At 44.9% G+C, this 13,083-nt stretch carries 10 protein-coding genes; 1 reads left to right on the top strand and 9 read right to left on the bottom strand.

Features of this window, described 5'->3' with window-relative positions; translation table 11 throughout:
* Window positions 1-7: 7 nt before the first annotated feature.
* The 4 genes from truB to nusA all read right to left on the bottom strand — a co-directional run bounded on the left by truB (window position 8) and on the right by nusA (window position 6,059).
* A complete protein-coding gene (gene truB, locus HXT19_RS01030; RefSeq protein ID WP_101888065.1) occupies window positions 8-1,210 on the bottom strand; it encodes a tRNA pseudouridine(55) synthase TruB in 1,203 nt (400 codons plus the stop codon).
* A 36-nt stretch (window positions 1,211-1,246) separates the two neighbouring features.
* Entirely contained in the window at window positions 1,247-1,819 is a 573-nt protein-coding gene (rbfA, locus tag HXT19_RS01025) for a 30S ribosome-binding factor RbfA (protein WP_101888066.1), read from the bottom strand.
* A 2-nt stretch (window positions 1,820-1,821) separates the two neighbouring features.
* A complete protein-coding gene (gene infB / locus HXT19_RS01020; protein WP_075038801.1) occupies window positions 1,822-4,755 on the bottom strand; it encodes a translation initiation factor IF-2 in 2,934 nt (977 codons plus the stop codon).
* Window positions 4,756-5,009: 254 nt separating this feature from the next.
* The gene (gene nusA / locus HXT19_RS01015) at window positions 5,010-6,059 is read right to left on the bottom strand and encodes a transcription termination factor NusA (protein WP_065189770.1); all 1,050 of its coding nucleotides are present in this window, start codon (window positions 6,057-6,059) and stop codon (window positions 5,010-5,012) included.
* Between the two features lie 221 nt (window positions 6,060-6,280).
* Here nusA and HXT19_RS01010 point away from each other — a divergent pair, with 221 nt between their 5' ends.
* Window positions 6,281-7,234 carry a hypothetical protein gene (locus HXT19_RS01010; RefSeq protein WP_101888592.1) on the top strand — a complete coding sequence of 318 codons (954 nt, stop codon included), beginning with the start codon at window positions 6,281-6,283 and terminating at the stop codon, window positions 7,232-7,234.
* A gap of 191 nt (window positions 7,235-7,425) precedes the next feature.
* Here HXT19_RS01010 and HXT19_RS01005 read toward each other — a convergent pair whose 3' ends face one another.
* The 5 genes from HXT19_RS01005 to HXT19_RS00985 form a co-directional block, all read right to left on the bottom strand.
* Entirely contained in the window at window positions 7,426-8,760 is a 1,335-nt protein-coding gene (locus tag HXT19_RS01005; RefSeq protein WP_004118354.1) for a C1 family peptidase, read from the bottom strand.
* A gap of 175 nt (window positions 8,761-8,935) precedes the next feature.
* Window positions 8,936-10,327: a cell division protein gene (locus HXT19_RS01000; protein ID WP_004111967.1), complete on the bottom strand. Its 1,392-nt coding sequence runs from the start codon at window positions 10,325-10,327 to the stop codon at window positions 8,936-8,938.
* Window positions 10,328-10,436: 109 nt separating this feature from the next.
* The gene (locus HXT19_RS00995) at window positions 10,437-11,108 is read right to left on the bottom strand and encodes a pyroglutamyl-peptidase I (RefSeq protein ID WP_101888068.1); all 672 of its coding nucleotides are present in this window, start codon (window positions 11,106-11,108) and stop codon (window positions 10,437-10,439) included.
* Between the two features lie 31 nt (window positions 11,109-11,139).
* Entirely contained in the window at window positions 11,140-12,105 is a 966-nt protein-coding gene (locus HXT19_RS00990) for a polyphenol oxidase family protein (RefSeq protein WP_004115943.1), read from the bottom strand.
* Window positions 12,106-12,159: 54 nt separating this feature from the next.
* Window positions 12,160-13,017 carry an aldo/keto reductase gene (locus tag HXT19_RS00985; RefSeq protein ID WP_422119713.1) on the bottom strand — a complete coding sequence of 286 codons (858 nt, stop codon included), beginning with the start codon at window positions 13,015-13,017 and terminating at the stop codon, window positions 12,160-12,162.
* Window positions 13,018-13,083: the final 66 nt, after the last annotated feature.

Raw genomic sequence — 13,083 nt, 5'->3', positions numbered from 1 at the left:
CAGCAAACTAGCTTTGTACAAATACCACAATAGGTTTAGCTTCTATTTGATTTATGTTTTTTTCATTTTTTTCTTGTGACTTGGAGAACGTACTGCTCCCCTCTGCGGTTGCTGGCGACTTTTCAGCGGTTTCCAGAACTGCAACAACATCGTTTTGATCATCTTTTTCGGCTTTTACGTATGCAATAGTATTTTTTTCGCTAATCGCAGGAATCACTATTTTTCTACCAAAACGCAAGTCTTTAGCCTGATTTTCGCTGATTTCAACTGTTTGCATGGTTAATTTTGCGGATTCAAACATACTTAGAACACGATTTTGTAAATCATAATTTTTTTGTGCAGATTTTCTGCAAGAAGCATCTCCAGATAAGTCGCCAGCAACCGAACTGTTAGAAACACTGTCAGAAAAATAGTCAGAAACACTATCGTGTCTGTCAGCTACAACAGCCTTTGCGCGAGTCTGAGTAACGCCATTCTTGTCCGTAAATGTACGAATCCTAGTTTCAAGCTTAAGAACCCTACTATCTTCTACCGAAAATTCGCCAATCCGCGTTCGCCTAAGACTTACTAAATGTCCTCCTACACCAAGAACACGCCCTAAGTCGCGAGCAAGTGCGCGAATATACGTGCCACTAGAACAAGAAACACTCGCACGCACATCAACAACTTTTGCACCGCTTACACCCACATTAAAACGCGCATCCAGTAGCGAAAAGTCATGAATAACAACTTCTCTCGGCTCTAAATGAACATCTTTACCTTCACGCGCTAAGTCATAAGCACGCACACCGTTTATTTTGATAGCCGAAAAAGCCGTTGGAGTTTGCATAATGTGCCCAGTAAAATTCTTAGCGATTACGCAACGCAATTCTTTAAGAATATCATCAGTATTTGCAGAGTTTAGAATGCTATTTTCATCATCAACACTTGAAACGACATCACCGTCTGCATCATCCGTATTGGTTGATTCGCCAAGACGAATCACAGCCTCATAAGTCTTATCGTGACCAAGCAAATAGTTAAGCAAGCGAGTGGCGTTACCAAAACCAAGAATCAGCAATCCTGTAGCCATTGGGTCAAGCGTTCCCGCATGACCTACGCGTTTAGTGTGCAACAATCCTCTTGCACAAGACACAACGTCATGGCTGGTAACGCCTTTCGGCTTATCTACTAATAAAATGCCTGAAGATGATGTTTGAGAACTACTCATTACTAAATTTTATTTGATTAATTATTTGATTTAAAACTATAATTCCAAATGAGCAGAATCATCTAAATCGTCGGTTGCTGGCGACTTATCTTCTACAAAATCGTTTTCGCTGTTCTCATAATCCTCATACTCGTCAAAATCATCAGAATCATCGAAATCGTCAAAATCCTCATCTTCACGAGGCTTTTTATACGGATCCTCTTCACCAGCGTAGCGAGCATTTTCTCGCGCTTTAGCCAATTCCTCATCACGCTTACGCGCGGCGACCAAAATGTCTTCAATCTCATGAGCTTCACTAGGAACCTCATCGTAAACAAATTGGATTTGAGGAGTTAAACGCAAGCCAGCCTTAGCTCCAACTAGAGTGCGCAAACGCCCCTTAGCTTGCTGCAAAGCTTGGGCTGCACGCTGACGTTCACCCTGCTCTTTGCCAACAGTACCAAGCTGTGTCCAATACACTTTAGCGATTTGCAAGTCGTTAGTAACTCTCACTTCTGTAATAGTCACATTAACTAGTCGCTTATCGTGTAAATGAGCCTCCATGTTGGACGCAATTACTCTGTGAATCAGAGCCGCAATTCGCGCGGCTCTAGGGTTTGTTCCTGCCATAATTACTTGCGCTCAATCTGCTTCATTTCAAAGGTTTCGATTATATCGCCAAGCTCAATGTCGTTAAAGCTGCCAAGGTTGATACCTGCCTCGTAGCCTTCGCTGACGGATTGCACATCATCCTTGAATCTACGCAAGCTGGAGATTTCAAGATCGTTGACAGTAGCGACACCGTTGCGCAAGATACGGCACTTTGTACCGCGCTTGACTTCGCCGTCTTGAACCATAACACCAGCAATATTGCCGAACTTGGAAGAACGGAAGATTTCACGAATCTCAGAGTGAGAAGTAACAACCTCTTCAAACTCTGGCTTAAGCATACCCTTCAAAGCAGCTTCAATATCTTCGATAGCCTTGTAAATAACCGAGTAGTACTTGACTTCCACGCCCTCGCGGTCTGCCAAATCGGCAACCTGACGGTTTGGACGCACATTGAATCCAATAATCACAGCCTTATCAACTGTTGCCAAGTTCACATCGTTCTGAGTAATTGCACCAACACCGCGGTGAATAACCTGAATTCCAACTTCGTCGGAAACCTCAATCTTCATCAAGGAATCTTCCAAAGCCTCAACAGAACCAGAAGAATCGCCCTTAATAACAATGTTGAGCATATCCACTTCGGACTTAGCAAACTGTTCCTTAAGGCTTTCAAGAGACACAACCTTACGACGCTTTGCAAGCTGAGCCGCGCGCTCTGTAGCCTGGCGCTTTTCGGCAATCTGACGAGCGGAACGATCGTCGGAAGTAACCAAGAACAAGTCTCCTGCAGTTGGAACAGAAGTCAAACCAAGCACCTGAACTGGCGTAGAAGGACCTGCCTCTTGCAAGTGGTTGCCATTTTCGTCGAGCATTGCGCGAACACGACCATAAGACGTACCTGCAACAATAGAATCTCCGACTTTAAGAGTGCCTTGCTGAACAAGAACAGTAGCAACAGCACCACGACCCTTATCGAGTCGAGCTTCAACGGTTGCACCACGAGCATCCATGTTTGGATTTGCCTTAGGATCAAGCTCAGCGTCAGTTGTCAAAAGAACAGCCTCAAGAAGCTTATCTACGTTAGTTCCCTGCTTTGCAGAAATATCCACAAACATTGTGTCGCCGCCGTATTCTTCTGGCACAAGACCGTACTCTGTGAGCTGACCGCGCACCTTATCTGGGTTTGCTCCAGCAACATCAATCTTGTTTACAGCCACAACAATAGGCACATGAGCAGCCTGAGCGTGGTTGATTGCCTCAACAGTTTGAGGCATAACGCCGTCGTCTGCTGCAACAACAAGAATTGCAACGTCTGTAAGCTCTGCACCACGAGCACGCATAGCAGTAAATGCTTCGTGGCCTGGGGTATCCAAGAACGTAATCTTGCGCTTGTCTCCGTCTAAAGTAACCGTAACCTGGTAAGCGCCAATACGCTGAGTAATTCCACCAGCTTCTCGAGCTACAACATTCGACTTACGAATAGTATCGAGTAAGCGAGTTTTACCATGGTCAACGTGACCCATAACGGTAACAACTGGAGGACGAGTTACAAGATTATCGTCTTCTTGAAGTTCCTCTTCATCCAAATCAATGTCGAACTGTTGAAGAAGCTCTTTATCTTCTTCTTCTGCAGAAACGAGATTAATATTCCAACCGATTTCTTCTCCAAGAATCTGGAATGTTGTTTCATCCAAAGACTGAGTAGCTGTAGCCATTTCTCCAAGATGGAACAAAACAGTCACCAAAGCAGCTGGATTTACATCAATCTTTTCTGCCAAATCAGAAAGCGTTGCACCTTGACGAAGTCGAATCGTAGCGCCATTTCCAGAAGGAATACGCACGCCGCCAATCACTGGTGCTTTAAGCTCTTCGTATTCTCTGCGCTTTGCAAGACGATTCTTGCGAGCCTTAGAAGACTTTCCACCCTGACGACCAAATGCGCCTGCAGCACCTGCGCGACCGCGACCACTGCCACGAGATGGACCAGCATTTGGAGCGCCAGCAGCTGCAGCTTGGAAGCTTGCAGCCTGATTTGCATTAAAGCGCGATTCTGCAGACGGACGAGAGCTTGCGCCATTACCGCCACCCTGACGATGTGAACCAGACCACTGCGAAGAGCGGTTCGAACCATTACCGCCGCCCTGACGAGCGCCTCCGCGACCACCGCGACCGCGACCACCGCCGTTGCCATTACCGCCGCCCTGACCAGGCTTTGCTCCACGAGAATTTTCTGCAGCAGCGCCTGGACGTGACATTGGGTGAGGACGAGGAATATCACCAGGTGTAGGCGCGCGCATACCTTGCTTTCGGCTGAACGGATTGTTACCTGGACGAGGAGCAGAACCAGAACCAGCACCCTGATGCGGACGAGGGCGTGGAGGCATCTGAGAAGAACGATCTGACTTAGAAGAACGATTTTCGCCGCGCTTATCGCCTCGTGCATCGTTACGATTTTCGCCACGCTTATCGCCTCCACGCTTAGAATCAGCGTTAGCGATAGCATGTGGCTTTACGTGACCAGCAGAAGGCTTAGGAATTACACCATTTGGAGTGGAAGATGAATGATTTTCTTTATTGTCACTATTATCATGATTATCATGTGGCTTTTGCGAAGAATGCTGTTTTTCCGAAGCTTTTTCTGAAGACTTATCCAAATTTCGTTTTTCAGCATTATTCTGAGCCAACGACTCCGATTTATTAGAAGAATGATTAGTCTTATTCGAAGAATTATCAGCATTCTTATTTGCAGCAGGTTTCGCATCATTCTTTGCAGCAGACGATCCAGAAGATGATCCAGCGGACGCAAACTCTGTTTTTAATCTACGTGCAACAGGAGCCTCTACTGTTGAAGACGCGGACTTAACAAATTCGCCCATGCTCTTCAACCGCTCCAACACGGTTTTGCTGTCTACACCAAACTCTTTAGCTAGTTCGTATACGCGCTTTTTTACCACTCAGTGTTCTCCTCAGTCTGTGGCAGCGCAAAACGAACGCAGCCACTTTATATTTTTATAAGATTCTTATTCTTATGCTCTTTAGTGAGATACCTCATAACGCGATATCTCATCGTGCGACCATGATTTCAACCATGATTTTCCGTACCTCGTTCCCACTAGGCAGAAAGCTGCGCATAAGCCCAAATTGCAGCTTTCAGCATACTCGAAACGTTGGATTCTCGGGAGTGTCGCTAATGCTAATACACGGGATGTTACTCTGCTGAAACCTTAGAATCAGCATTCATTTCTTCCTGCTTCTTAGCATGTTCTTCCGCAGACTCAATACCAATCTTCCAACCAGTAAGTTTTGCTGCAAGCCTTGCGTTTTGACCTTCCTTACCGATAGCAAGAGAAAGCTGAGAATCATGAATAAACGCTACAGCCGTCTGGCTCTTTTCACTAACAACATGAACCTGTGTTGCTGTTGCTGGAGAAAGAGCAGCGGCAACAAACTTCGCTGGATCTTCCGACCAATCAACAATATCTATTTTTTCTGGACCAAGATTCTCCATAACAGCACGAACACGAGAACCACCAGGACCGATCAAAGCACCCTTTGGATTAACACCTTCCGTGTTGGCACGAACAGCAATCTTAGTGCGAGCGCCAGCTTCGCGAGCAATAGCCATAATCGAAACTGCTCCAGAAACAAGTTCTGGAACTTCACGCTCAAAAAGTCTACGAACAAGATCAGGATGAGACCTAGAAACAACGATTTCTGGACCACGCAAACCACGAGCAACGTTCACAACGTAAACACGAATACGCTCACCATGACGATATCTTTCGCCTGGAACCTGCTCACGACGCGGTAAAATCGCCTCAACATCTCCAACAGCAACATGAATGTTAGAAGGATCTTTAGAATCCTGCTGTACAATACCGTTAATCAACTTTCCTTTTTGTCCAGAAAAAGCACCAAATACGCGGTCATCTTCTACCTTACGGAAAAGTTGAGTAATAACCTGACGTGCCGTAGCAGCAGCAAGACGTCCAAAATCACGAGGTGTATCATCGTATTCTTCGCCAAGAGTTGGTGCTGGATGAGGATTATCTTCCGTAGGAACTCCAGGAATCTCGTCTTTTGCCCACACTGTAAAGCTGCCAGCACGCTCATCTAATTCAACGCGAGCATGCCTAGCTGGGTGAGAAGTCTTCATGTATGCAAGACGCAAGGCCTCGGCGAGTGCCTCGTCCAGCTCCTCGGCATTAATCCCCTGCTGCGCCGCAAGCTGATGCATTCCCGCCAAATCCAATTCCATCGTGCATGTCCTCCTGTTGAAAATTCATTTATAAATTCACTTATAAAATTAACTTATTTTTCTTTTATCGCGATTAGCACACAACAAACGCGTTAAAATCTAAATCTAACAACGGTTGTAAAGCACAAAATCTTATGACTGCAATTGAAAATGTTAAGCATACAATGCCAAACGCAAAACAAGCAAACATTGGTCACAGTCACGGACTATTTTAGTAGATTATGCAGACACAGTTTGTTTTGTTAAGAAGCCTATTAGAGCGCACAAAACACAATCAAAAGCGCAACCAAAAGCATACGCAAAATCATCTTTTAATAGTTGCAGCATTAATGACAATAACAATGCTTTTCAGTGCATGTTCTAGTACAAAAGAATTAAAAAACAACAATCTGCATTCTTTGCAAAACCACGAACCTTGCTACAAAATTATGCAAAAAGCAAAATCAAGCCAAGAAAAAGTGGATAAAAAAATAAATAACTTAACATCTAAAGACTTAAAGAATGCTTCTGACACATGGAAAAAAGTCGCAGTTCAATGTAACAGTAGATTCGCTCAAGGCGTTGTGTTCAGTGCCCAAAACATTTGGAAATTAGCCAATTTAAATCAAACTGGAAATGCTGAAACAATTAAGCTAGCTGAGCAACTAGAATTAAACGCTTACAAAAAAATCCAAGACTTTGCAGACAATAACAAAAACCTATACTGGAATCATGATCCGCTAGCAAAAGCAGCTGTAGCACAAGATAAACTCGCATTTCTATTGCAAACGCTAGCTGCTAGAGATGCAAAAAACGTTTCACTTCGACAAAGTGACATGACGGCTACAATTTCAAACACACTTATGCATTTTGCTTCAAACGGAAGTGACTTGCGTCAAAAAGTCTATGAGATACCTCAGCAAAACCTGGAATCAGGAGTTGCTAAAGACAACGCCACAGGAAAAGAACTCCCTATTGTTGCAATAGCCTATATGGATTGTGCAAGAGAAGAACTAGACGCGTTAAATCAAATGATTTTCCCAGTAAACAAAGATGAAAAAATCAACAATGACGCGATTGCAAGTATCGAAAATCAAGATTTTATAGGTGTACTTGCAGATATCGTAGTTTCACACATAATAAGCGCGTATTCAAACGGATATCCAACTGACGATTCTGCAATCTTTGAACAATAAGCGCACTAACCTAGCAACTTCGAGCAAGCTAGGCGCACTCGAGTAGGCTAATTTCCTAGTGAAATTAACCTAAGCTACAACATTCGCGCGGTCTAAGCGCGCGAATGTCTTCGCTGCAGCAGAAGCAATGCTTCTGCCCTAAGCAGCTCGGGCGCTTTGGCTTAACGCGAAGCGCATTATGCAGCTTCGCGTTAAGCCAAAGCGCCCATTGGGTCCCACGCCGGTAAAACAATTGCTGGCTCTTCAAGCGCCTTACGATACTCCTCTGGCAAAAGCGCCTTAGGCACAGCAACCTCATACACGTACTCAGTAAACCAATCGTCACTCATAGTAAAGTAACCCTTGTCGGCAATATCCGCGCCCCAAGAGTTCTCAACGCGCCAGCGGCGAGTAGTCGTGCCATCTTCCGCAACATCAACCCCAGCAAACGCCATCGCATGGTTCATCGCCGAATCAGCAAAACGCACACGCTGCTCCTTGTTTAAATCAAAATCAACGCCATAAACGCGATCATACTCAAACAAATCCGTAGCCCAAGCACCGTTTACACGATCCATCATAGGATGGCAATCCGCACCAAACCAAACTGGAATGCCCTGCTCAACGAGGATCTTACGCACACAATCCTTCATAAACTGATTTGGTACGTTCAAATATTCCGTAGCGTCTCCACCAGCAACGTTACCCAAGTGCTCAATCGCAATCTTCTTGCCCTTTGGATGCTCCGCACGCGGATCGTCTACTAAGCAAACGTAATCTTCCAGCCCAGCCGTAACATACTTCTTCCAAAACTCAACTGGCGTAATCTCGCCATCGCGATGGAACTTTCCGTCCTCATCCGTCCATTCCCAGTCGAAGCTCTTTGGCGGCTCACCCAAGTGGATTGTAAGAATCCTATGACCTGCAGCAGTAGTTTCCGCAATTATGTCGTCAATATCTGCAGCATTAGCGTACATGTGTGCAACAGCCGTTCGCAACAAACGGCGAAGCTGAGTGTTCATAGCGTCCGTATCTTTAGACGACTCCGTTTCTGGATACAAGTCTTTAGGCACGGCACCATACTTCTTATAGACGTTCATAGCCATTGTCCACTGACCGCCGTCACCCATAACGTCGTGCAACAAATGCTGTACTAGTCTAGAATCAGCTGGTTCACCAGAGCGAACAAGAGCAGCAACATCCTTTAAGAAATAGTTGATTCGCTCAAGTTTATCGAAATACATTGCGTAATTTTGCGAAAACTCAAAATCCTTAACTTTAAGCGTTTTTTTAGCCACAAATCGCGCAACGTTCAAAGAGCTAAATAGCCAGCAGCGACCAGAATGATCCTGATGCCTTGCGTCACCATTATCCACAACCGTTGAGAATCGGCGCTGCAATAAACGCGCGCGGTCATAGTTGCGCGCTACCTTGTCGATTCCAGCGGCAGTAACACCGTTCATTGCTAAACGATTCAATGGATTTGCGTCAAAATCGTCACGCAAACCTTGCAAAGCCTCGGCACTTAATTCAGAGATCTCAGTCACTGTCTAACCTTTCTTGTTTTTCCTTATTTTATCTTTATTTTTTATAGTTTATTTTAGCTTTTTACGCAAATCTTCGGATGCTTGCGACTTTTCCGTGGAATCTATTTACTACTTTTCTTTATGAGTTTTCTATAAATCCACCACACAGCACAATTCGCTACTCACAACTCGCCACTCAGGATTCCTGAGCGATAGCTTCTTCAACTTGGGCTTGTGCGTCTTTCCTCGCCTGTTTTTGAGCATCAGCATCGCTATTATCCGAAGCATCCGCATCTGCAGAATCGCCAGAATGCCCCTGTCCAGAAACAGCATCACCAAAATCAAATCCAGAAAAAGCGTTTGCAAACAAAGACCTAAGCTCGGTAACACGTTGCGTAATTTGCGCTTCCCTATGCTGCAGCTGTGTTAGGCGCGCCGTCATACCATCCAGCTCCTGCTGAGCTGCTGCCCTACGCTCTTCCACTTGAGCCGTAGCATCTTGCATAGCTTTACGAACGATTTGTGCAGCCTGAGCATCCGCATCCTTATGCGCCTGTGCAGCATAATTATCCGCATCCTGATGAATAGTTTTTGCCCTAGCAACAAGCGCATCAGCCTCTTCTTGAGCAGCGTGTTCTCGCTCTTTCAATCCAGATATAAGTTCGTTCACCTTTTTTGTTGCTTCTTCTTGCTGAGCTGCAATATCGTTTCTAATTTGCTCAACTTCTGCACTAACCTGGCTTAGCGTGCGCGTGCGCTCAACTTGCGCTTCGTCTGCAATCTCCTGGGCTTTCGCAGCAGCAGCATCTGTAATTTCTCCAGCCTTGCGCTGCGCATCCGCCATCATCTTTGTTGCTCGCTCCTGCATGTCTGCAAGTTTCTTGTTTGCTTCTGCCAAAGCCGACTCAATCTGATCATTTGTCTCTGCTTTAGCATGAGCAATTTCCGCGTTTGCCGCAGACCTCTGTTCCGCGATTTTCTGCGCTGCATCCGCTTTTAGCTGTGCAATTGCTCGCTCCTGCTCGGATTTTTCGGATGCCATTCGCTTCGTGTGTTCTTCTCTAGCGTTGTTTATTTCCAGCGTTGCAGCATCTCTTTGTGCAGTAACATCTTTGTTTGTTGTTTCACGCAAACGCTGCGAGTCTTCTTTTGCCGCACTCGTCATCTGGCTTGCCTTGTTGCTTGCTGTAGAAAGCAGCGTATCCGCTTTTGTTTGAGCTTCTTGCAGCAAATGCTCTGCGTCTAATTTTGCATTGTTTAGCAAGGTTCCTGCTTGCGCTTGAGCAGTTTTTTTAATCGACGCAGCGTCTTGCTTTGCGCGTTCAATTAGCTGCGAACTCGTCTGTTCTGCCGACGCAAGTAACTGTTGCGCATTTGCACCCAAAGATGCAAAAGTATTCCCGCTTTTTGCACGTTTAACATTATTTTTTTCTTCTTGCAATTGTGCTTGCAATTGAAGAATAGATTCGTCACTAGATCGCACTTGTTCACGCAGACGCGATATTGTGCGCTCGTAGTTAGAAAAGGCTTCGTTGACTTTATCTTTGTCGTATCCGCGCAAAGCAGTTGGGAAACGATCTGGCACCATAGTTTTTCCTTTCACAAACCCCCGCACGATTCACTAACTTATCGTGCACACTCCATCAGCAATAACGCTATCACTTTAGACGCAAAAACACTCGGGCGTGTCGAGCGAACTACTCGAGCAATATGCTTAAAGATGAAGGTTTCATATAGTATTTTACGGCTTCACGAATTATGTTTTGACCAGCTTTTATTTGCGAATCTAACGGCAGCCCATGCCTAGCGTCATGAGTTGCAACAACTGGAGGAAAACTTACAAATCCTGCGATTATCTGCTTTTTAGAATTATTGGACGCCCAATTTAATAGCCTATAAAACAGTGAGTTGCAAACGTATGTTCCTGCATCCGAACTTAGTGTTGACGCTATTGCGTCGTGAGCAAAATCGTTCAGAATCATTCGCAATGGCAACCTAGTCCAATATGCAGATGGTCCATTTTCAACAATTTGTACACTTTGTGGAGTGTGGTTATCTACGTCTGGTTTAGTTGCATCCATAATATTTGTGGCGCACCGTTCTAATTGCACTCCGCGAGCAGTATGTTTTACCCCTGTTGCTATTACAATATCCGCATCTTGCGCATTAATCATTTCTAAAAGCTGAGGCCATGCGTTTGCAAAGCTAATCGGCAGCATTACAGACTTGATATTTACGCTAACATCTTCTGGAAGATCAAGCTCCTGACTTGAATATTGTTCTAAAGCCAATGGCACTTCGTAAGACGGGTTTACGCTAAGATCAACATATGGTCCAAATCCTGAAATAACTACGTTAATTTGCTTCATAACAATAGCTTTCTACGAATAGCTTTGCTTTTTACTTATCTTTGACTATAAGCGCAAGCAATCGTCCTTCATGTGATTTTCCAGCAAGACCTGCGCGTCTATGAGAATACCAGAGTGGATTTTCCAACGTGCACATTGGGTTTTGCAACGCCTGAAGGCGACTTTTCAGCGTTCCACCTTCGCAATCAACATCGCAAACTGTACTCAATTCTTCGTCTTCTGCCAAATATTGAGTTGCAGCTGTAACTCGCGGCAAAGCGTCAACAACGTTTGCAACTCCTGCCAGCGCTAAATCAATGCGGGCAGCTTCAGCAATATCAATTCCCACTCCACCAAAACGCGTTTGCGTTGCAGTCTGTGGGTAGCGTCGCTCAAAGTCGCTAGCTATTTCTTCGCCAACTTCATAGCAATCGCCACAAATACATGGTCCAAGAACAGCTGTTATATTCGAGCGTTCGGCTCCTTTTTCACACATTGCTTCAATGGTAGAATCAAGTACTCCAGCCATTAAGCCTTTTCGTCCGCAATGCGCTGCAGCTATTACTCCAGATTCACTATCGGCAAGTAAAACTGGTAGGCAATCTGCAGCAAACATTCCTAAAGCGAGTGAGCATGCTGTTGAAACTTGCGCATCAGCCTCAATTCGCACTTTTGAATCTGCAAAACCTGTTGCATCGAAACCGTACTGAGTGTTCCACGAATCAACTATTGAATCTGCATCAAATACGCTATTTCCATGCACTTGGCTAACAAGACACAAGTCGGCTTTAAGAGTATTTTGCAAAGCACAACGGTTGCTAAACACAGCTTTAGCATCGTCGCCAGCTTTGCCACCTAGGTTAAGCGACGCAAAATCACCTTCGGAAATGCCACCTAATCGTGTTGTAAAAACGGCGTGAGCGTGCGATCCCAATGGCACTGGAATTGTCACTGGAATTGGCAACCCATGCTCGTCTTCATGAGCAAGTGGCATTCCTGCTACGCTAGTTTCCTGCATATTATTCGCTTTCGTTTTGTTTTATTTGCTGTAACAAGTTATTTGCCGTAAAAGTTAGCCCAAATAAGCTAATTCTTCATCGCTTAACTGCAAATCCGCAGCTTTTAGACTATCCAATATTGTAGCTGGTCTATGAGCGCCTGGAATAACAAAAACGTTATTTCCCTTAGCAAGCTCCCAAGCAAAAACAACCTGCTGATAGCTAACTTTATGAGCATCTGCCACTTTGCGGAATGGGTCAAAAAGATGCTCGTCATATGGGTGACGGAACCCTCCAAGAGGACTCCAGCAAACAAACGCAATTCCAAGCTGCTTGCAATATTGCAACGTGTCTTCATTCTCTAAATGCACTGGAGAATACTGGTTTTGCACAGCCACAAGCTTTTCTCCAAGAATTCCGCGCGCAATGTCAATCTGCTCAACAGATGCGTTAGAAATGCCAATTTCGCGCGCAACTCCTTCATCGAGCAGCTGTTGCATTGCTTCAATCGACTCATTGTATGGAACTTCTGGATCTGGCCTGTGGAAGTAAAGCAAATCAATCGTATCTACGCCAAGAGCCATTGCTGACTCTTTAGCGTGCGCAATCAAATGCTCTGGCTTACCATCTTTACCCCATGTTGGTCGTCCGTCAGTAAAGTTGCGGAAGTGTCCGACTTTTGTTGCAACTAAAATAGAGGACTTGTCTCCATTCCAACTTTCTAAAGCTTCGCGAACAAGCTTTTCTCCAGTTTGTTCCTCGCCGCCAGAACAATAGTATGCCCATGCTGTATCGATATGAGTGCAGCCTGCATCAAGAGCTGCATGAATAGTTTCGATACCCATATCGTGTCCAAGATTGTTTTCAATCGTCAATGGCATTTCACCAAAACCAATAGAAGTGGTTTTAAATGACCCTAAAGTGCGATCCATAATATTAATATTTCCCTTATTTTAAGCCGTTTTAAAATGCCCCCAAGTGCAAAAGCTACTTGAAGG

The organism is Gardnerella sp. DNF00038, assembly GCF_049262855.1.
GTDB classification, from domain to species: domain Bacteria; phylum Actinomycetota; class Actinomycetes; order Actinomycetales; family Bifidobacteriaceae; genus Bifidobacterium; species Bifidobacterium vaginale.
The sequence above is the reverse complement of the archived record's forward strand: the minus strand, read 5'-3'. Positions and strand labels throughout refer to the sequence as shown.

Excerpts from the sequence above, each read along its gene's own strand:
- HXT19_RS01010 (WP_101888592.1), top strand. The coding sequence starts at position 6,281 with ATGCAGACACAGTTTGTTTTGTTAAGAAGCCTATTAGAGCGCACAAAA.
- HXT19_RS00995 (WP_101888068.1), bottom strand. The coding sequence starts at position 11,108 with ATGAAGCAAATTAACGTAGTTATTTCAGGATTTGGACCATATGTTGAT.
- truB (WP_101888065.1), bottom strand. The coding sequence starts at position 1,210 with ATGAGTAGTTCTCAAACATCATCTTCAGGCATTTTATTAGTAGATAAG.
- nusA (WP_065189770.1), bottom strand. The coding sequence starts at position 6,059 with ATGGAATTGGATTTGGCGGGAATGCATCAGCTTGCGGCGCAGCAGGGG.
- HXT19_RS01000 (WP_004111967.1), bottom strand. The coding sequence starts at position 10,327 with ATGGTGCCAGATCGTTTCCCAACTGCTTTGCGCGGATACGACAAAGAT.
- rbfA (WP_101888066.1), bottom strand. The coding sequence starts at position 1,819 with ATGGCAGGAACAAACCCTAGAGCCGCGCGAATTGCGGCTCTGATTCAC.
- HXT19_RS00990 (WP_004115943.1), bottom strand. The coding sequence starts at position 12,105 with ATGCAGGAAACTAGCGTAGCAGGAATGCCACTTGCTCATGAAGACGAG.
- HXT19_RS00985 (WP_422119713.1), bottom strand. The coding sequence starts at position 13,017 with ATGGATCGCACTTTAGGGTCATTTAAAACCACTTCTATTGGTTTTGGT.